A 19,365-nucleotide genomic window follows, 5' to 3' on the forward strand; every position below is an offset into this window, starting at 1 on the left:
CCAATAAAAGAGAACAAAACAAAATGCTTATAAAGTTATCATAAAAATAACTTTGTAAGCATTTCTAATTCATTAAAGTGGGTCAAGAGTGTACGAGGATATACTTCTTTTTTCTTTGCCTTGATCTTGAGTAAGAAGCTATGAAGTCCTCGTTTGTCATCTGCTTCAGCCAAATTTAACAACTCAACAGTACGCAAGTCTTTAGGAATTTTTGCTTGGAATTCTAATAATAATGGATGTTCCAGATAATACCTGCTTTGTTCAAAAAAGCCATATACTAAGGCAAAAGAACCGACAGCTTCATACATCCATACGCAACTTTGGTCACTTTTTTTAAGAAATTTGCCCCCCAAGGCAATCAATTTTAGAGGATTGGTATGTTTCTTTTTAGGATATAAGCCAGTATACGCCATCATTTCATAAATATAATAGGGCATCTCTCGTTCAATAGAGGAGTTGATGGATTGAAATGTTTTTAACTCTTGAGCGTATTTTAAAACAGCGTTGTACTCTTTGGCTCCCCAACAACAGAGCAGAATATTGTGAAATTCGTTGACGGTATTCCTAATGTAAACATCGGGGTGCTGGTCAATTAGTTGCTCATATTGGAGAATAGATTCATAACTTTTAGTAGAATTTCCTTTTTGATACCAGTAAACAGCACGATTAATAAGAATAGAATTGAGGCTATATACTCGATGGTTGGGAATATAACTGACGATGGGCATATGAGGATGTTGTGCAAGCAGCTTTTCCAATTGGTTCAAATGACGAGAGAGCACATTACCTGTTTTGTAAACGATATTGTATAGTTGACTACCAACAAGAAATCCAGTATAATGATAAATTAAATTAAACCTAGCATATGGTTTTAGTAGGTTTGCTTTGCGTCGCATTTTATTAATAATAGAAGAATAATGTGTTGCGAGTTCTTCATAATTATTGGCAGTTATTGTTTGTAATCGAAATGTATTAATATAATTTTTGAACTTATGGAGAGCAGAAAGTAGATCATTGGCCTGATCTAGTTTTTCTATATAAGCAGCTATCTTTTTGGTGTTTTCAGGTTGATAAAAATGCAAGGCAGAAATAATGAGATTTAGTAAATCTGGTAATAACTCAAAGAGGTTATCTTCCCAACACTTTTTTTCTAATTTTTGGGCTCTTTCTAAAAGGTAAGCATGCTCATTTTTTTGTGATAACAATTGCAAAAACTTTAACTCTATCTCTTCATCTGTCGAACTTTTTAAATTGTTTTGGCAGACTTGAAGCAAGTGCAGGTGCAAATTTCGCCTCAATTTGTAGAAACGATTCATTAAGGTTGCATCATCAATATGCCTTGTATCGTCCGAGTAAATCAGCTGTATGGCTTTTTGAGTGGAAACATAACCTAAATCATCCAAAGCTTGGATATAACGAAGCATTCTAGGTGACTTTTTGAATGTAAGTTGCAGTGCTTCTTTGTGAGCAGGGGTAAGTTCTTGGTAGAGGTGTTTTATTTCTTTGTTCATGTCGATCTTCCATTCTGTCGTATCCTTTTATGACGAGTAGGTCTATAAAATGGATGTTTATCTAATCAAGCGTAAATGAAACCTTGGAGTTTGGCAGAAGGTATGTCGCTGCCAAACAAAGTTCGCAAAAAATAAAAGTCTCCGATGATGTTACTATACAACTGGCAAGACAACTAAAATCGGGGGAATAGACCATTACGTTTTACAATAGTCCGCTAGAAAGGCACGAAACTATATTTACTTTTGAGTATAGATTACACATTTTGTTCCAAAAAATTCCTCATCAAAAAAATCACTCATTGGATATATTTCTGTGTAAGCACCTTTTCCCAATGCTTTTGCTTCTTCAGTCGCACGATCAATCCCTTTGAGTGCCCAAATTCCATTCGGTACGCCATGTTGGTGTTTGTCACTAATTATTCGACGTGTCCATGCGACCAATTTAGGTAATACTGCTACGGCACGCGTAACGACAAAGTCAAATTTTTCTTTTAGTTCTTCAGCTCTAGCTTGTTGAGTGCGTACATTTTCCAAGCCAATCGCATCTGCAACTTCTTGTGTCACACGAACCTTTTTACCAATAGAATCAACTAATAAGAAATCGACCTTTGGAAATAGGATAGCTAAAGGGATACCAGGAAAACCACCACCAGTACCCAAGTCCATCACTTTGCTACCATCTTTGAATTGAAAAACCTTGGCTAAGCCCATAGAATGTAAGACATGATGTGGGTAAATATTCTCAATATCTTTGCGAGAAATAACATTAATTTTGCTATTCCAGTCGGTATACAAATCTCCTAATTGGCTCAACTGTTCAATTTGAGTAGGGCTTAAATCAGGAAAGTACTTTAAAATAGTATCCATATATTTAGTTATATTTTTCGTAAAGTTGAGCTATTTTTTTAGCTAACTGATGGTCTTTTTCTGTAACCGTATTGCCTGCGTCATGTGTCGTCAATTCAATCTCAACTGTATCATAAACATTACTCCAGTTAGGATGGTGGGCTTGTTTTTCTGCCCAAAAGGCAACTTCTGTCATGAAAGAAAAAGCAGTAATAAAATCATTAAATTTAAAACTAGCTTTTAAGCAATTATTTTCTTCTTTAAACATCATTTTTGTTGGATAGCTTGTAAGCAAGCAACTGCCAAAGCACGTTCGTTGGGCGCTGTTGCTATGGTGAAAGTCGTAATTCCAATTGCCTTTAGTGCTTTGGCTGTAACACGACCAATACTAATTATTTTTTGCGAAGTATGATAAGTGTATTGGTCAAAATAAGCTTTTACATTTAAAGGACTTGTAAAAACCAATACATCAACAGGAGGGAGTTTGAAGTCAATTTTTACCTCGTTTTGATACGTTATCATATTATAACAAATAACATTTTTATCCAACAATTGTTGTACAGACTGGTTAGAATGTAATGCTTGTGCAAATACAACCTTCTTGCCCTGTACCAATTTTGAAAAAGCTAGAGCCGTTTCTTCTGGATGTCCTGTTCCTACAAACTGGGCTTGAATTTGATATTTGGAGTACAGGAAATCAGCAGAAGCTTGTCCAATCACACCAATAGGTGGGAGTGACGCTTTCTCCTCTAGCTGAGATAAACAATAATGAATCCCTTTTTTACTATAAAAAAACAACCAATCACAAGTAGGTAACTTATCAAAATGTACCGCTTTAAATTCGATGAGAGAGCTCCCAATAATTGTTGCCTTGGGAGCAACGTATTGGGCGAAAACACTGTCTTGCTCTAAATCTCTAGAGATAAAAATGGTTGGTTGTTCGGTCGGTTGCATTATAAGTTTACTCCTTGCTTCAATTGCTCAAAAATAGTTTCCGCCAAATTATTAGTTGTACTAGAAGAAAGATTGACAACATTTAGTTCTTGATCCAAACCTCCAGAAAGAATCGCAGAAACATGATAGTAGCCCATATCATCTGTTTCACAATATACGCCCAGTGGTAAGTGGCAACCTCCATCTAATAATTTTAAAACTTTGCGTTCTACATTGGTACATTGCAACACGTCAGAACGATGAATTTTACGCAAAATTCTACGTACTTCCATGTTGTCTGTTTTCGTTTGCCATGTTAAGACCCCTTGTGCTGGAGCTGGGACAAATTCTTTAGGGTTTAAGCGAATGGTTTCAAAGGCACTCATATCCAGCTGCAAACGTTTGATGCCAGCCATTGCTAATAGAATAGCGTCAAATTGACCTTCTTTTAGTTTTTGTAAGCGGGTAGGAACATTGCCTCGAATATCGTTGAGTACAACATCGGGGCGAATGGATTTGATCAACGCTTTGCGTCGGGCAGAAGAAGTACCAACTATGGGATTGTCTGGCAATTGAAGTATTTTACCTTGTGTAGCTGCGTCTTTGCGAATGACCAAACAGTCTGCGGGGTCTTCTCTGTAAGAGATTGCCGCCAAAGAAAGTCCTTCTGGTTGTGTTGTAGGCATATCTTTCATAGAATGTACTGCCAAATCAATTGTTCCTGCTAACAGTTCATCTTCAATCTCCTTTGTGAAAAAGCCCTTGCCTTCAATTTTGTCAAAGCTCAGGTGTTGAATTTTATCTCCTTTGGTTTTAATAATTTTCAACTCTGATTCAACGCCAATTTCTTTTAAACGGTCTTGAGTATAGTATGCTTGCCAAAGAGCGAGTTTGCTCCCTCTAGTTCCTATGATTAGTTTATTCATTGTATAAAATCTGTCAAGTTGTAAAAAAGCAGTTGCTAAATTTACAATTGCTATTGTATAATGGATGTTTCCACTACAAATTTATCTTTATTTCACGACTTCAAAGGAAAATTGATAGCTAAAAGTTTTTTTTCTTTATTTAATGGAAATTTGATGACATTTTGAGGGTTAAGGGATGACTTCAAAAGCAAAGTTTCGGTTCCAAGTTTCTTTTTCATTAGTTAATGGATTGGTCAAAATAAAATGAACAGAATACCGATGCCAACCTACTTTAGAGGTTGGGATGTTATAATAGACGCTTCCATCAATAGCGGGAATTGTATCATTGTCAATAACGACTTGCATAGACGCTTTAGAAGCATAGGTGACCAGACTAATCTGAGCTTCATAGTGCTCTCCTAAGCGAGGATTAGGAGAGGTGCTTTGAGCAACAAGCTCAAACTTATCGTAGACAAGAGCCCCATAAGTCGTCTGTTGTTTTAAAAAACGGACTATTGTATATTCAAAAATTTTAATACTATTTTGAATAGTAGTTAATGTTAGAAGAGCAGCAGCCATAGGTTGATTTTTGAAGCAAAATGTGTCCCAATTCTGAGCTTCTTGAGCACCATAAAAATGCAAATCTTGTGTCAAATAATGAACCATACTATCCTTTTGACGGGCTTGAGTGAACACAGTATTAGGGAGACCTCCCCGTTCCCAACAGGACTCTAGTAAGTCAAGGTAAGAGTGCTGAACATGTTGAATGGTTGAATCTAAAATGGTCGCCTGTGGTAATTGTGATGTTCCATTAAACAGGTTGCTGAAAAATAGTGCTTCTACAATAGCTTTGTCTTTAGCAAGTTGTAGTTGAGACATGGATATTTGTTGAGAGACAGATACTTTATCTTTTAAAAATAGATGGTTTGTTGGACCAAGTAAAGAGTCTTTCAGTTGTTCAATGTATGTATCCAATGTTTTTCCTATTTCTAAAAATGCTTTAGCTTTGTCCTCCAAGGGTTTTAATTCCAAATTTTCTCTAGCCATTTCAGCAATGTCCCACACTAATCGACGACTAGATTGCTCTAACAATGCATTGCTTTCTTCCATGCTCTGAGTAGAATCTAAATATTCGATAATTGTGTGATTGTCAAAAGAGGGTTGACAACCCGTTGTGAGCAAGCCTATTATAATTATTAAACTAAATGATAATGTTTTCATGATGGATATTAGTGATTGGCATTAAAATAAAAGCTCTTTTCCAGACTATCAATCGTATTGGTGTAAGGATTTGAGAACGTCAAATTAACTTGATAAGTGTGCCCTCCAACATGAGTAACAGGGGTAGAATAGAGTACTTTGTTATTATCAATAGTTGTATGTTTTCCATTTATACGGGCAGATTTTATATCAACATTGGTAGGTATTCCACACAAAATCTTAGCATGATAGGTTTCGCCCAAACGGACACTTTGTTTAGCTGCTGAGATACAGCCAGGCAAGAAGGTGTAGTGATGCATATATGATATTTGAGCAGAAAAGAAGTTTGTAATATGATGTGCTTGAAGATAAATGTCGTTTTGAATGAGACTTAGCAGTGATAAAGCTGCTGCCAATGATTTGCCTTGAAGTTGTTGATCTAATTGATCGGGGATTGTTCTAACTTTATAAAGAAATGGACTATTTAATACTTTTTTTATGGATTGGCTAGAAGCCTCTTTTTTGGTAATGTCTGCAAAAATAGTCCCTTTAATACCTCCATTTTTCCAAGAGTCGTTGAGCAAGTTTATACAGAACTGATAGAAGAATTGAATCTTACGAGTTATGATTTGAGTTGGAGCAACTTGCTGCTTATCGGTGAGCAGCATTTGCTGAACAATTTCTGTTGCTTGGGCATTTTTAGGAATTTTAGTTAACATCATAGGTAAGGGGGCGTCTGAGTTGGAATAACCTCCAGAAGAATTAATGAGGTCTATTTTTAGATGGTCGATGTATTCTGAAAGACTGTCTGCTAATTGGCGAATTTCATAACATTTTGAATACAAAGGGCGACATTGTGTTTTATATTCAGTGATTTCTTGCAATGATTTTAACATGGAGGAGGTATTGTCTTGTATTATTAGCGTATTTTTTTGCCGATGCTTGTTTTGAAGCAACGTTTGTAGAATCATTGTATCGGAGGAACTTGTTTGGCAACTCATTGTACAACAGGCAAGAGTTATAAGAATATAAATCAAGGTGCTTTTCATAGAAATGGAATTAAGGGATGACTTTAAAAGAAAGTTTTTTGTTAATGCTTGTACGTTCGCCTGTTATAAAGAAAATAAGATCAAAAAAAATCGTAAAACATAATACAATTTATGCTTTACGATCTCATAATGAAAAATTCTAAAAAGAATACAAGATGCTATATATATTATTTGATAGCGAATGCTAGACCACTGATTCGACGAGTACTTTTGTCTCCAGAACAACGGACATGTACGTCTGTAAAAGCATACTGATCACCAGGTTTGGCTTGTTGAATCGCACTTTTAATTTGTCCAGATAAATGCCCTCCTTTTCCATTTAGTTCTACGGCATCTTGTCGTTTTCTAGTATACGTTAACCTAAAAGATTGAATGGTACATTGAGCATCGTAGTCAAAGTCTTCTAGTACAGCCATTAATTCAGTTTGTGCTTTGAAATCCTTTGAAGAAATCGTCCCATCGGTATAAGTACCATATTTAAGCACAGGATTGGGGATTTTTTTAGCGATAAACTTAAATGGAAATGCACGTCCTTTTTGTATATCCTTTACTGTGATGATAACCTCTCCAGGTTTTTGAACCTGAGCGATGTATCCTGTAGTAGCGCTTGATTTTTTTAAGAAAGCGCCAACAGCAGATATTTTTAGAGCTGAAGAAGCAACACCAGCTGCTGCAATCGTAATAGGATTGTCAACGCCAATGTATAGTATATTTTGCTTGTCGGCAGAGGCAGTAAATGCAGGTTGACCGACTTCATATTTGAATGTTTTGTTGAAGGTTTCTGTTTCTCCTGTCAATGGATTTTGAACAGCTATTTTGGCAGTATACTTGTGTTCCCCAACCTTAGATGTAGGAGTAGAATAGATTGCTTTTCCATCTATGACAGAAAGACCACGTCCATCAACAGAAACCGCAAAATTGGCTTGAGAAGAATAGGCGCCTAGCATTATTTCACTCTCATAAGTTTCGCCTAACAAAACATAAGACTTCGAAGACTGTGTAAAGACATCAAACCGATCGTAAGTAAGTTCTAATTTACCCATTTGCTCAGACAACGGTTTTAATACTGCTGCTGCCGATAAGTTAACCTGACTTTGCAATGAGGTTAGACTAAGATAAGCCTCTTGGAGCGTTTTGTTTTGAAAATTATCTTCCACCCAATTGGATGTGCCAAGGCTTTTATGAAAAGTATTTAATAAAATAGCTTCACTGATACGTTTGACAAAGGCTTCTTTTTTGTAGGGATCAGCAAATATAGTTGCCCGAATACCACCGTCTTTCCAGAGATTACCAACAACATGTAGATAGTCTTTTATTAATTGATTTAACTTGTTGTAGAGAACAGGACCTTGTTGTTCCTGAGTGTTCACGCCGCCGTATTTTCCTGTGATAAAAACTTGCTCAACAACTTCTTTGTTCTCACCATCTTTTGGCATTCCAATAAGGTCAGAATTTGCTTTGGCTTCACTATCAAATTGTGTATAAACTCCTTTTGATTCTTGCGCCATCAAATCCTTTAAAGCATAGATATATTGATGAAATTCGGTGGTTAAGCTTTGTATTTGAAAAGCAGTAGAAACCAGTGGTTGATATTGCTGTTTATGTACTACCGTTGCATCCATTGAACTGACCAATTGCTGATTAGACGATTCGATATAAGTATTAATTGCTTTTAAATTACGCATCGAACTTATAAAATCATTATAGGAGGTAGTCGAAGATAAAGGAGTGGTCTCTTCCCTTTTAGTAAGTACTTTTTCATCATCGGGAGAAGGGGAGTTTATTGGGTTTTGGGGTTGCTCACAGGAGCTGAAAATACTAGCAAGGCTAAGTACAAAAAAGGTCAGGTAAGTTAGTGTTAGTTTCATGTCAATTGTTTTAAGGTTTTATGTTCAATAGTAGCAGCGTAGCTAACTACTAATGTTGTAGTTTCAACGAAGTGATGATATTGCGCCTAGGTTGAATGCATCAACTAAGTTCAATACCAAACAGAAACTTCTTCTAGTGGCTTGCGTTGAATATCTGGAACAACCGCTTCTTCTGACGGATAGCCGACAGGCAACAATAAGATAGCTCGTTCATTTTTAGGACGTTCTAAGATTTGTTCTAGAAAATTCATTGGGCTAGGTGTGTGCGTTAAGGAACACAAACCCGCTTGATGAATGGCTGCAATCAAAAAAACTGCGGCTAATCCAACCGATTCATTTACATAATAATTCTTGCGTTTGCCTTCTGGATGAATGTCATAAGCTTTCTTAAAGACCGCAATTAAATAAGGAGCATCTTCCAAGAATGGTTTGTGTTCATCCGTGCCAAGGGGTTCTAAATCTCTAATCCATTCTTCAGACATTCTTCCATGATAATTTTCTTGCTCTTCTTTTTCTGCGGCAATTCGAATTTTGCGCTTCATGTCAGGAGAACTAATAATTGCAAATGTCCAAGGTTGTTTGTGTGCACCAGAAGGAGCCGTCGAAGCTGTCTTGATGATATTTTCAATCACCTCTTTGGGAACAGGGCGACTAGAAAAATGTCGCACGGTACGACGAGTATCCATCTCTTCATAAAAAGTTTTAGAGTTTTCTAGCAGTTGCTCGTCAGAAAGGACGGGGCGAGAATGAGGGATAAATGGATACTTGCTCATTGGTGGTGTTTTTTATAGTTACAAGAATATTTTTAGCTTTTGATACAACAATAGTTCGTTGAAAAACTAATATAAATGTGCTTTTTTATCTTTTTGGTAACTAAGCTTGCGATCTCACGAGCGCAGCGAGCTAAAAAAGTAAAAAATCAACGAACTACTAATACAACAAAACTCCGTTAATTTTTCAACGGAGTACTACTTAATATAACATTATAAAATAATAGCATCAACCATCAACTCCTCTTCTCGATGAGTCAGTTGGTTCAATTGTACTGGAACTAATTGATTGATAAGTTTTTCATCATAATCAACAGCAACCTTAATATAGTTTTGAGTAAAGCCTGTCATTTTGCCCTCTACATTTTTACCCTCTAACAAAGCGACTTGCTGAGTGCCAATATATTGCTCATAAAAATGACGACGCTTCTTTTCAGATAAAATGCGCAACATTTCGTTTCGTTCTCTTCGAATGTGGACGGGGACAACGTCATCCATTTCGGCAGCAGGGGTGTTAGCCCGTTCAGAATAGGTGAAAACGTGTAAATAAGAAATGTCTAGTTCTTGAATAAATTGATAGGTCTCTTTAAAATCTTCATCGGTTTCGCCAGGAAAACCCACAATGACATCAACACCAATACAACAATGCGGCATATGCTGACGAATAGAAGCTACTCGGTCGGCATATAATTCTCGTTTGTAACGGCGGCGCATGGCTCTCAATTGTTTGTTATTACCTGATTGCAACGGAATGTGAAAATGAGGTACAAAGCGGTTGGAGTTGGCTACAAACTCAATGATTTCATTCGTCAATAGATTGGGCTCAATTGAAGAAATTCTAAAACGCTCAATCCCTTCAACCAAATCTAAATCCTTGATTAAATCAATAAAAAGTGCCTCTTTTTTAGGCTTTAGCCCCTCAATAACTTCCGTACCATTGCCAAAATCTCCAATATTAACCCCTGTTAGTACAATTTCTTTAATACCCATAGCTGCAATTTCTTGTGCATTTTGGACAATACTTTCAATGGTATTGCTTCGACTAGCACCTCTAGCTTGAGGAATCGTACAAAAAGAACATTTATAATTGCAACCATCTTGTACTTTCAAGAAAGAGCGGGTGCGATCGCCAAACGAAAAAGCATTGACAAACTCATTAGCTTCTTTGACGTCGCCTGCCTTTACCATTCCCTTGGAAGGAGCTTTGCTCAAGTCATCTACATAATCTAGAATTCTAAACTTTTGAGCAGCACCCAAGACTAGATCAACGCCTGGTATTTCTGCAATTTCATCTGGTTTTAATTGGGCATAACATCCAACCACTACTACAAAGGCATTAGGGGAATGGCGTAGTGCTTTTCGAACAGTTTTTCGACATTTTCGATCTGCAAAATCTGTTACGGAGCAAGTATTAATTACATAAATATCAGCAGCTTCTTTAAATGCTACTTCATTATATCCTGCTTCTTCAAATAAACGTCCAATACTGGAAGTTTCAGAATAATTTAATTTGCAGCCCAAGGTGTGAAAAGCTACGGTTTTTGGTGTTGCCACAACAATTTATTTTTTATGAAAACAAAACACAAAAATATGCTTTTTTGTAGAACTCTCCTAATTTGTAATTACAGTATTGTTAGTAGATGGTCATATTAGAAGTGATCTGTCCTCGCTAATAAATAATAATCTATCAAAACTAGTGCTGCCATACTCTCTACAATCGGGACTGCTCTTGGTACCACACATGGATCGTGTCGACCTTTGCCCGTTACAGTAACCGAATTGCCATTAACATCAACAGAAGGTTGAGGGCGCATGATAGTTGCAACAGGTTTGAAAGCAGTTCTAAAATAAATATCCATACCATTAGAAATACCACCCTGAATCCCGCCAGAGTAATTACTAGTGGTTTTAATTGTACCATTATCATTGATAAAAATATCATTGTGTTCCGAACCTCTCATACAAACCCCGTCAAATCCAGAACCATATTGAAAGCCTTTGCAAGCATTGATACTTAACATAGCTTTGCCTAGTTCAGCATGCAAACGGTCAAAAATAGGTTCTCCCAATCCGACTGGGCAACCTTGGATGACGCAACTAACGACACCGCCTGTTGTATCGCCTTCTTTTTTTATTTGCTTAATGTACGCCTCCATTTCTTTTGCTCTTGAAATATCTGGGCAACGTACAGGGGTTGCTTCAATTAGCGAAAAATCCAATTCTTCTTTAGGTTGCTGTATTTCCAAAGGACCAACTTGGCTGACATAAGCGGTAATGACGATACCTTTTTGTTCCAAAATTTGTTGAGCGATGGCCCCTGCTGCTACTCTTGCTGCGGTCTCACGAGCAGAGGCACGACCACCACCACGGTAATCTCTATTGACGTATTTTTGTCGATAAGTAAAGTCGGCATGAGAGGGACGAAGTTTATCTTTGATATGATCGTAATCCTTTGATTTATGATTGGTATTGGCAATGAATAGTGTTAAGGGGGTGCCCGTTGTTTTGCCTTCAAATACGCCCGATAGAATTTCAAATTCGTCTGCCTCTTTGCGTTGTGTGACGATTTTGGATTGTCCTGGTTTGCGGCGATTGAGTTGGTGTTGAATATAAGCTAAATTTAATTCTATTCCTGCTGGACAGCCATCAATAACAACTCCAATACCTGTTCCATGTGATTCTCCAAAGGTGGTAATTTTAAATATTTTTCCAAATGTGTTGCCTGCCATGATTTTTATAGATTATTATAATACGCTAAGGATTCTAAAATAAGTGCCTCAGAAGCATGTATGTTGATTTTGAATGCACCAATCTTATTCAATAAAGTGAAACAGATTTGTTGGTGTTCGTTTTTTTTATCTTGTTGAATGAGGGTGATAATATTGGTGGAATGAATTTTATGGAGGTCAAATTTAGCGTATAATGATTTTAAATATTGCCCAATCAAATCCAATTCATGTTGGGGCAAACCAAGTAGTTTGTAGCTCAAATAGCATTCTGCAATCATACCAATTGCAACGGCTTCTCCATGTAGTAAAGGTGCATCTGTTTCCCAGCTCAAACTTTCGATGGCATGCCCAATGGTGTGCCCAAAGTTAAGGCTTTTGCGAATGTTTTCCTCGAAAGGGTCTTGTTCAACAATGGATTTCTTAATATACAAAGAATCTTTTACCAACGATTCCCAATCAGAATGCTCTATGCAATCCATTTGATTGAGCTGTAGAAATGCCTCTTTATTCTGAATCAAAGTATGTTTGACAACTTCTGCATAACCACTATACAGTTCGTTTTTGGGTAATGTTTTAAAAAAATCGGTATGCAAATAGACGGCTTGGGGATTGTTAAATAAACCAATACTATTTTTGACCAATTCAAAATCAACCCCTAACTTACCACCAATAGACGCATCTACTTGAGCTAACAATGTGGTTGGAATTTGTATAAAATCAATTCCACGCTTGAAAGTACTGGCGCAAAAGCCTCCCATGTCGCCAATAACACCACCTCCTAAGTTCAAAAGAACAGACTTTCGATCTGCTTTTTGTTGCATCAGAGCTTTCCAAATGAATTGGCAGGTTTCTATATTTTTGTGAATTTCTCCAGCTTGTATGGTAATAATATGCAACTCTATCCCTTCTAGAGCATTCTGAAGAATGGGCAAACAGTGTCGGTTGGTATTGCTGTCTACTAAGACAAAAATTTTAGAGTAAGCATTTGTTGTTAGTTGTTCTCTTAGGAGCGCAAAATTTTTATCTTGAAAATGAATAGAATAATCCTGTAGTTGTATCATACGGTGTTTTTATTTCTCATAAAACCAATTCTTAGCGAGCAAGAAAGCAGAATTAGCTTAAATTATATTTTGTATTGGATTTTGAAGCAAGATTAACTCAAAAGGTTGGGAAAATGTGGAATAATAATTTTGAGTGCTTACTTAATTTTAAACAACGTCATTGTTACCAAATAACGAATCCGATTACACTAGCATTTCATTAGATAGTGCAATCGGATTACTTTAGTTATTTATAGTGACGAGCAAATCTTCAAAATTAAATGCTTGACCATCTTCAACAACTAAATTGGACTCAACTGCTTGTTTGATTCGTTCTTTTAGTTGAGGCAAACTGTTGTATAGTTGTTGGTAAGATTCTGTAATGAAGTACTGTGCTTGAAACTTATCTTTAATGTAAGGAGTACCTAATATTTTGTCCAAATCAAAAGCAAAATGCTCGGGTTGATCGCTTAGGGAGTAAACGGATTCACCAGGAGAGGATAAAATACCTGCACCATAGATCTTAATCGTTTCCTCTTCCTTTATCAGTCCAAACTCAATCGTATACCAATAAATTCTCGCCATTAATTCAACCGCAGTGGGAGATTCGATAAACTCTAGAGCTATTTGACTTAATCCGTTTAGAAATCCAGCAAAGTAGGGTTCACTCAATAGCGGAACATGACCAAAAACATCGTGAAACATATCTGGTTCTTCAATGTATTTTAGTTGTGCCAGACTCCGCATCCAAGTTGTAGCAGGAAATTGTTTTTGTGCTAATAATTCAAAGAAAGGCTTGTTGTCAATAATTCCAGGAACAGCATAAACTTGCCAGCCTGTCAATGTCTTTAAGGCTTTATTTACTATCGTGAAACGCGGGATTTTGTCCTCTTCAAATTGAACTGTTTCGATGCCCTTAAGATAGGTTTTTGTAGCTCTAGATGTTAAAATATCCATTTGTTCTTGGTACATCAATGCCCATACTTGGTGGTGCTCGGCAGTGTATTTATCATACTCTTGTCTCATGCTGTTTTGATTGTAATCTTTGAGTAATTATTAAATATCTTTTTACTCAAAAGTGAAGAAATATGGTTTGTTTAAACAAAAAAAAATCCTAGCCCAAAAGTGGACTAGGATTTTAAATTCTATATCGTTATCGTAGAAGTTACAAGCAACGGCATAAGACATCCTGTCCACTAAGTATAAAATACCAGTAGTAGTAAGATGTGTTAAAATATTTAGTTGCTGTACTCATTATTTGTTTTGTTCTTCAACGGAGTAATGCAACGAATATAGGATAGCTATATTAAAAAAGCAAGTTTTCATCGCATTATTATCAAAAGAGGAACAAAGTACTTGGCGATATTAAAATTTATACTAGTACGTATTAAACCTTTTCATTTCTTTCAACTCTAAGGAGGCAACAGGGTAATTTAAACACATTATTGTTTGATAATACTCCGTTGATTATTGTTCGCTTTGTTACTCCCTTCGGTCGTGAGTTCGCTATGCTCGGTTCGCTCATGAGAGCGCAAGACTAGTTCCCTCTGGTCATGAACTTGGGCTTTTGTGCTAGTAGCACAAACCTACTCGGCAAGTTTAGTTTTCCTACGGAAAATATAAAAATCATCTTGCTGATAATTAGGTTAATACGATTTTTAAACGGGGTGATGGTTTAAGTAATTGTTCAAAAAATAAAATTAAATATTCATAAAATAATAAATAAGATGAAGCAAGTATTGTTAGTAATATTAGTAATAGGACTGGGTTTAAATGCCGTATGGGCGCAAGAAGGACATAAAAAAAGACATAAGCATCCTCAAAAATTAAATAAAGAAGCGCGAGCGGCTTTGCAAAAATTTCATAAGGAAGAAGTTTACCCAATCAAAAAGGCAGCACATGATCAATTTCTAGCAGCTTTGAAACAAGAGGATAGAGACTTTTTGGCACAAAAAAGAATAGAAGAAAAAGCCTTGCATACTGAAATGCGTTTACTACATAAGGAGATGAGAACATACAAAGAAACGGGTAAAAGTAGGGATGAAATCCGTGCAATGCGCCAAAGTAAGTTGGAGCCGTTAAGAGAAAAACGGAAAGCACTTATGGAATCTATGAAGCCTTTTATGGAGCGCAATAAGGATTTGATTAAAGAATCAATGGAACCTATGAAGGCAAATCATGAGGCGTGGAAAGCGAAGAAAGAAGCTATATTAGATAAATATTTATCGGAAGCAGAAAAAGCAAAACGAAAAGAATGTAAGGAGGAAAGAAAAAAAGGAGGAGCACACAAAACCTCAGAAGGACATCCTAGAAAAGGAAAGCGGGCAGTTCGATTTGTTTTGTGGGATGGCGAAATGAAAGCACCCAAAGAACGCAAAGGCAACACTTCAATCAACTCAAAGACCAATATTGAAGAAGTGCAACAGCAGGGATTTACCTTGAATACATACCCTAATCCAGCTATTAGTCAAACTACAATTTTACTGAATTTAGCAGAGACCTCAACAAAAGTAAAGGTAAGTTTGACCAATGCAGAAGGGCAACAAGTTTGGAGTAAAAACTACAATAAATTGGCAGCAGGCGAGCATCAAATTGATGTTAATCTCCAAAAAGTGGCAAGTGGACAATATTTTTGTACTGTAGAAGTTGGAGAAGAGCGTATGACAAAGCCATTGGTTGTCAATAAGTAGATTGTTTGACAAAGCAGTAGCTTGAAGTAGTCACAGGAACAATTGTCAGATAAGCTGTGTCTACTTCAAGCTACTGTTTATAAGCGTTCAATAAACGCAAATAAATCATCTTCCTTGCCTAGCTGTAATTTTTTCTTAATCCTGTAGCGAGACATTTGGACACTTTTGGGTGAAATTCCCATAATTCTGGCAATTTCCTTGCTATCCAATTTGACCTTCATGTAAGTACAGTGTTTCAAGTCGTTTTGAGTCAAAGCATCGGAGGCAGCTAATAGTTTTTTATAAAAATCGGGGTGGACTTCCTCAAAGTGAATTTTAAATTCATTCCAGTCTTCCTCAATAGCAACCTGCTGTTTGAGTAATTTTTGGATAGGCTTGATAGAGACGGCTGCTTTTTGATTTTCTTGCGTGAGTAGGTGTAATTTTTCTTCTAATGAATCCAACATTTCATTCTTTTGTACCGCAGCTAGTGCCAAGTTGCTGAGTGCCCTATTTTTGTGTTCAAGATCTGCTTGCAACTGCTGACGCTCTAGTTCTGAAATTTTGTGCTGTTGTTGAAGGGCCGCCTCACGCGTTAAAAAAAGTTTTTTTCGAATTCTCATCCGATTAACAAGCAAGGCAACAAAGAGTAAGGCTATAAAAATACCAACAATAGATACATTTTGATAAATGCGTTGAATTTTTGCTTGCTGTTCCGCCAAAAGTCTTTTGTTTTGTTCTAGCTCTAAGTGATCATTTAATACAACAATTTGCTGTTCTTTTTTCTCGACATCGTATTGAATTTCTAAGCTTTCTACCAGTTTTATTCGTTCAGAAGTATACAAACTATCTTTGAGCATTTTTTCCTGAACAGTATACGCATATGCTTGAGCATAATGTCCAAGGGCAGCATAGGTTTCTCTTAACCAGCCCAGTGTAGCCAACAATTTTTTTTGACTTCCTACTGTGGAATTTAGTTTATAAGCATGATCTAAATGCTTTAGGGCTTGTTGGTAATCCTTTTTTTTGTAATAAATTTCACCCAGTTGAGTATAATAAGATACGTCATTTTGAAAAAAATCTTCTTGTAACTGATAAGCCTTTTCTTGATAGTATAATGCGGAATCCAGTGTAAGTGTCTTGATATGTAAGGCGCCCATATTTAAATAAGTACTTGCCAAATCGTCTAACGATTGTATAGCACTAAATATAAAAGCTGCCTTTTGGTAGAAGTATAGAGCCGTATCATTTTGATCTCGCAAATCGTATACAACTCCTAGATTTAAATAAATGCACCCTATCGTTATAGAGTCTTGCTTAGCGGTATGGTTTAAAGCTTTGTTATAATACTTTAGAGCGGTTTTAAAATCTTTTATTTTTTCATAAGTAATCCCAAGGTTATTGTATACCTGTGATATACGTAGCGTATCCTCAATTGACTCAAAAAAACGCAAAGTATTGAGGTGCAAGGCAGCCGCTTGCTCATATAGTCCTAAGTCTCTATAAACTATTGCAAGATTATTTTCTGTCTGAGCAATTTGCTTGGCTTCTTTTAGTTGTCCAAATAATTGAAGGGCATCGTAATAGAATGAAACAGACTTTTTGTATTGCTGTGTAAATGAATAGACAATACCTATTGTTTTTAAGGCACAGGCTATTTGTAGACTATCTTGCTCTATTTTAGATTGTTCTAATGCTTTTTGGGCATAAAACAGGGCACTATCAGGATTGGTATAAAAGAACTTTTGGGATTGTTTTATTAATTGATTAGAAGGCGTTTGTGCATAGCTCTTTTTGCCTGTTATTAAAAAAATAACAAGTAGTAGACTAATCAGAGAGGGGGAATGTTTCAGAGTTGTGTTAAAATAGGTTTTAATTGGACTGATGTACGTCATCTTTTATGGTTATGTACTTTGTTTGGCTATTGGAAATATCAGTAGTTTGTTGAAACCATGCAGTAGCAGAGCAACTAATCAACGAACTGTTAGAATATCAAAAGTAAATAAAAATGGTTTGTTTCTCATAGACTTATTCGGTTTTATATCATAAGAAATAGACTGATATAGAAACAACTAGGATGTTTGGGAGGAAGTTAGGTTTATAGAGCATCTCTTTTTAAGATAGTTCTAACGACAAAAATAATTGATCCAACAAGTTGGCAAGGGAATAAACAAAAAAAAAGACTACGCCCTAAGACGTAGCCTCTATGTATGAATTTGAAAGTAAAAAGGTTTATAATCTACCTTTTGGTTTTTTCTCTGTAAAAATAATATCTACGCGTCGATCTTTCGAGTCACCATTTGTATTCGCTTTGGTACCATCGGTAGGATCTTCTTCTCCCATCGGAATGAGCGTAACAGCATCACCATCCAACCCTTTGTTAACTAGATATTGACGAACAGCAGTTGCGCGACGCATGGACAATTCCATGTTTCGTTTGGCATTACCATCAGTACTAGCATTGCCTTTGATGTAAACACGAATTTCGTTTCCTCTAGCCTTGGCTTGGTCTAATGCTTGTTTTACCGCATCTAGATTGGCTTCTGAAGTAGCCCCTAATTTAGTAGAGCCATTATTAAAAAATACTTCACCAATTTTTTTGTATTTCAACGGTTGATTTTCAAGCATTTTTCTAAGTTCATTAATTTCATCTTGATTCTTTTTGATAGCAGAATCATGTTTTTGAATTTTAGAACTATTCTCTTTGATCGTGTTCCCTTGTTGCTCAATAGACTTAGTGTTTTTCTCAATAACCGAATTGGTTTCTTTGAGAACAGTTTGCAACGAATCAACTGTTTTTCGATTATTTTCAATATTCAACTGCAAAGCTTGATTTTTAGCTTCCATTTCCTTCATGCTGTTTTCCAATTGCTTGATCTTTTTGTTTTCACCAAAACGATAAGCCAGCATCATCTCATGCTGCGTCCCCATACTAGCATTCATATTGGCATCTACACCAATTCCAAACGTGTAGGCAAAAATAAATTGGCGTTTGATTTCAACTCCTAGGGTTACATCAATAGAAGAGGTTGCAGTCGTATTATTACTAGAACGGTAACCAATACCAAGCCATCCCATTCCATCTAAACCAACAATTACATTAGCTTCAGCTTGAAAAGGAATGTCTTCTATGATTCTACCCATAAAAATTGGTTGCAAATACACTCGATGTTTTTTGTCTTCAGGTCCAAACAAATGCTTATAGCTTGCCGAGACCAACCATTGACGGGTATTGATGTACCTAAGATCGCTTTGACTGCCATTTAACAATCGAAGACCAGTATTTAGACCTTGAAGCATAGAAACTCCAACGTGTAACTCCTTCCATTGATAATCTAAGCCAGCACTGAAATCAAAAGACGTCCCACTACTTTCAGAAGGCAATAATTGATTGTCATTAGGATTTTCTACGGTAGCATCAGGGTAATTAAATCGTTGGTGGACAAAACCCAAAGAAAGTCCAGCACTCAGACCATGCTTAAAATCAATCTCTTTTTGAAACGGGATATGATAAGCATAGGTGGCCATCCCTCCAACATTAGTAGTAATGTGTAATTGGTCAACGTACAACATTCCTCCAAGTCCCATGTTCCCTAATTTCTCTGTTTTGATAGGCGATTCTACACTAACAACGCCACTAAAAGGAGAGCTAGGTAAAGAGGTCCATTGCTTTTTAAAATGCAAACTTGCTGTTCCAAAGTCATTTTGACCTGTACGAGCAGGATTGTACAGATATGGATTGTAAATGTAATGATTGAGCAAAGGTAGTTGTTGTGCTTGAAGATGAAAGGCACTAAACAACAAGGCTGCTCCTATACATTTTTGAATTATTTTTATCATAATAA

The 19,365-nt window shown here is 36.4% G+C and carries 16 protein-coding genes; 1 reads left to right on the forward strand and 15 read right to left on the reverse strand.

Going from position 1 to position 19,365, the window contains the following annotated elements; translation table 11 throughout:
- Positions 1-38: 38 nt before the first annotated feature.
- The 13 genes from QP953_RS04310 to phhA form a co-directional block, all read right to left on the reverse strand.
- On the reverse strand, positions 39-1,511 hold the full coding sequence (locus tag QP953_RS04310; RefSeq protein ID WP_309554083.1) for a hypothetical protein: 1,473 nt from the start codon (positions 1,509-1,511) through the stop codon (positions 39-41).
- Between the two features lie 237 nt (positions 1,512-1,748).
- Positions 1,749-2,378: a 16S rRNA (guanine(527)-N(7))-methyltransferase RsmG gene (gene rsmG, locus QP953_RS04315; RefSeq protein WP_309554084.1), complete on the reverse strand. Its 630-nt coding sequence runs from the start codon at positions 2,376-2,378 to the stop codon at positions 1,749-1,751.
- 4 nt (positions 2,379-2,382) lie between these two features.
- Positions 2,383-2,625, reverse strand: a complete 243-nt coding sequence (locus QP953_RS04320; protein WP_052595041.1) for a 4a-hydroxytetrahydrobiopterin dehydratase — start codon at positions 2,623-2,625, stop codon at positions 2,383-2,385.
- On the reverse strand, positions 2,625-3,311 hold the full coding sequence (locus QP953_RS04325; RefSeq protein WP_052594821.1) for a uroporphyrinogen-III synthase: 687 nt from the start codon (positions 3,309-3,311) through the stop codon (positions 2,625-2,627). Before QP953_RS04325 ends, QP953_RS04320 begins: the two co-directional genes overlap by 1 nt.
- A complete protein-coding gene (gene hemC / locus QP953_RS04330; RefSeq protein ID WP_052594819.1) occupies positions 3,311-4,216 on the reverse strand; it encodes a hydroxymethylbilane synthase in 906 nt (301 codons plus the stop codon). Before hemC ends, QP953_RS04325 begins: the two co-directional genes overlap by 1 nt.
- A 168-nt stretch (positions 4,217-4,384) precedes the next feature.
- Positions 4,385-5,416 carry a hypothetical protein gene (locus tag QP953_RS04335; protein ID WP_052594817.1) on the reverse strand — a complete coding sequence of 344 codons (1,032 nt, stop codon included), beginning with the start codon at positions 5,414-5,416 and terminating at the stop codon, positions 4,385-4,387.
- An 8-nt stretch (positions 5,417-5,424) separates the two neighbouring features.
- Positions 5,425-6,444: a hypothetical protein gene (locus QP953_RS04340; protein WP_309554085.1), complete on the reverse strand. Its 1,020-nt coding sequence runs from the start codon at positions 6,442-6,444 to the stop codon at positions 5,425-5,427.
- 167 nt (positions 6,445-6,611) lie between these two features.
- Positions 6,612-8,312 (reverse strand): GldM family protein, encoded by a 1,701-nt coding sequence (locus tag QP953_RS04345; protein WP_309554086.1) that lies wholly within the window; start codon positions 8,310-8,312, stop codon positions 6,612-6,614.
- Between the two features lie 110 nt (positions 8,313-8,422).
- Positions 8,423-9,085 carry a nitroreductase family protein gene (locus QP953_RS04350; protein WP_309554087.1) on the reverse strand — a complete coding sequence of 221 codons (663 nt, stop codon included), beginning with the start codon at positions 9,083-9,085 and terminating at the stop codon, positions 8,423-8,425.
- A gap of 210 nt (positions 9,086-9,295) precedes the next feature.
- Positions 9,296-10,636, reverse strand: a complete 1,341-nt coding sequence (mtaB, locus tag QP953_RS04355) for a tRNA (N(6)-L-threonylcarbamoyladenosine(37)-C(2))-methylthiotransferase MtaB (RefSeq protein WP_052594805.1) — start codon at positions 10,634-10,636, stop codon at positions 9,296-9,298.
- A gap of 95 nt (positions 10,637-10,731) precedes the next feature.
- Entirely contained in the window at positions 10,732-11,811 is a 1,080-nt protein-coding gene (gene aroC / locus QP953_RS04360) for a chorismate synthase (protein ID WP_309554088.1), read from the reverse strand.
- A gap of 5 nt (positions 11,812-11,816) precedes the next feature.
- The gene (gene aroB / locus QP953_RS04365; RefSeq protein ID WP_309554090.1) at positions 11,817-12,872 is read right to left on the reverse strand and encodes a 3-dehydroquinate synthase; all 1,056 of its coding nucleotides are present in this window, start codon (positions 12,870-12,872) and stop codon (positions 11,817-11,819) included.
- Positions 12,873-13,094: 222 nt separating this feature from the next.
- Positions 13,095-13,877 carry a phenylalanine 4-monooxygenase gene (gene phhA / locus QP953_RS04370; protein ID WP_052594799.1) on the reverse strand — a complete coding sequence of 261 codons (783 nt, stop codon included), beginning with the start codon at positions 13,875-13,877 and terminating at the stop codon, positions 13,095-13,097.
- Between the two features lie 701 nt (positions 13,878-14,578).
- Here phhA and QP953_RS04375 point away from each other — a divergent pair.
- Positions 14,579-15,541, forward strand: a complete 963-nt coding sequence (locus tag QP953_RS04375) for a T9SS type A sorting domain-containing protein (protein ID WP_052594797.1) — start codon at positions 14,579-14,581, stop codon at positions 15,539-15,541.
- A gap of 77 nt (positions 15,542-15,618) precedes the next feature.
- Here the strand turns inward: QP953_RS04375 and QP953_RS04380 are convergent, their stop codons facing one another.
- Together QP953_RS04380 and QP953_RS04385 are read right to left on the reverse strand one after the other, a co-directional pair.
- Positions 15,619-17,415, reverse strand: a complete 1,797-nt coding sequence (locus QP953_RS04380; RefSeq protein ID WP_309554091.1) for a tetratricopeptide repeat protein — start codon at positions 17,413-17,415, stop codon at positions 15,619-15,621.
- 337 nt (positions 17,416-17,752) lie between these two features.
- Complete coding sequence (locus QP953_RS04385; protein ID WP_309554092.1) at positions 17,753-19,360, reverse strand: PorP/SprF family type IX secretion system membrane protein; 1,608 nt, start codon at positions 19,358-19,360, stop codon at positions 17,753-17,755.
- Between the last annotated feature and the right edge of the window lie 5 nt (positions 19,361-19,365).

This window comes from Aureispira sp. CCB-E, assembly GCF_031326345.1.
In the GTDB taxonomy this organism is placed as follows: Bacteria; Bacteroidota; Bacteroidia; order Chitinophagales; family Saprospiraceae; genus Aureispira.

Excerpts from the sequence above, each read along its gene's own strand:
- QP953_RS04385 (WP_309554092.1), bottom strand. The coding sequence starts at position 19,360 with ATGATAAAAATAATTCAAAAATGTATAGGAGCAGCCTTGTTGTTTAGT.
- QP953_RS04310 (WP_309554083.1), bottom strand. The coding sequence starts at position 1,511 with ATGAACAAAGAAATAAAACACCTCTACCAAGAACTTACCCCTGCTCAC.
- QP953_RS04335 (WP_052594817.1), bottom strand. The coding sequence starts at position 5,416 with ATGAAAACATTATCATTTAGTTTAATAATTATAATAGGCTTGCTCACA.
- QP953_RS04375 (WP_052594797.1), top strand. The coding sequence starts at position 14,579 with ATGAAGCAAGTATTGTTAGTAATATTAGTAATAGGACTGGGTTTAAAT.
- aroB (WP_309554090.1), bottom strand. The coding sequence starts at position 12,872 with ATGATACAACTACAGGATTATTCTATTCATTTTCAAGATAAAAATTTT.
- phhA (WP_052594799.1), bottom strand. The coding sequence starts at position 13,877 with ATGAGACAAGAGTATGATAAATACACTGCCGAGCACCACCAAGTATGG.
- QP953_RS04340 (WP_309554085.1), bottom strand. The coding sequence starts at position 6,444 with ATGAAAAGCACCTTGATTTATATTCTTATAACTCTTGCCTGTTGTACA.
- aroC (WP_309554088.1), bottom strand. The coding sequence starts at position 11,811 with ATGGCAGGCAACACATTTGGAAAAATATTTAAAATTACCACCTTTGGA.
- QP953_RS04325 (WP_052594821.1), bottom strand. The coding sequence starts at position 3,311 with ATGCAACCGACCGAACAACCAACCATTTTTATCTCTAGAGATTTAGAG.
- QP953_RS04320 (WP_052595041.1), bottom strand. The coding sequence starts at position 2,625 with ATGTTTAAAGAAGAAAATAATTGCTTAAAAGCTAGTTTTAAATTTAAT.
- QP953_RS04380 (WP_309554091.1), bottom strand. The coding sequence starts at position 17,415 with ATGACGTACATCAGTCCAATTAAAACCTATTTTAACACAACTCTGAAA.
- QP953_RS04345 (WP_309554086.1), bottom strand. The coding sequence starts at position 8,312 with ATGAAACTAACACTAACTTACCTGACCTTTTTTGTACTTAGCCTTGCT.
- hemC (WP_052594819.1), bottom strand. The coding sequence starts at position 4,216 with ATGAATAAACTAATCATAGGAACTAGAGGGAGCAAACTCGCTCTTTGG.
- QP953_RS04350 (WP_309554087.1), bottom strand. The coding sequence starts at position 9,085 with ATGAGCAAGTATCCATTTATCCCTCATTCTCGCCCCGTCCTTTCTGAC.
- rsmG (WP_309554084.1), bottom strand. The coding sequence starts at position 2,378 with ATGGATACTATTTTAAAGTACTTTCCTGATTTAAGCCCTACTCAAATT.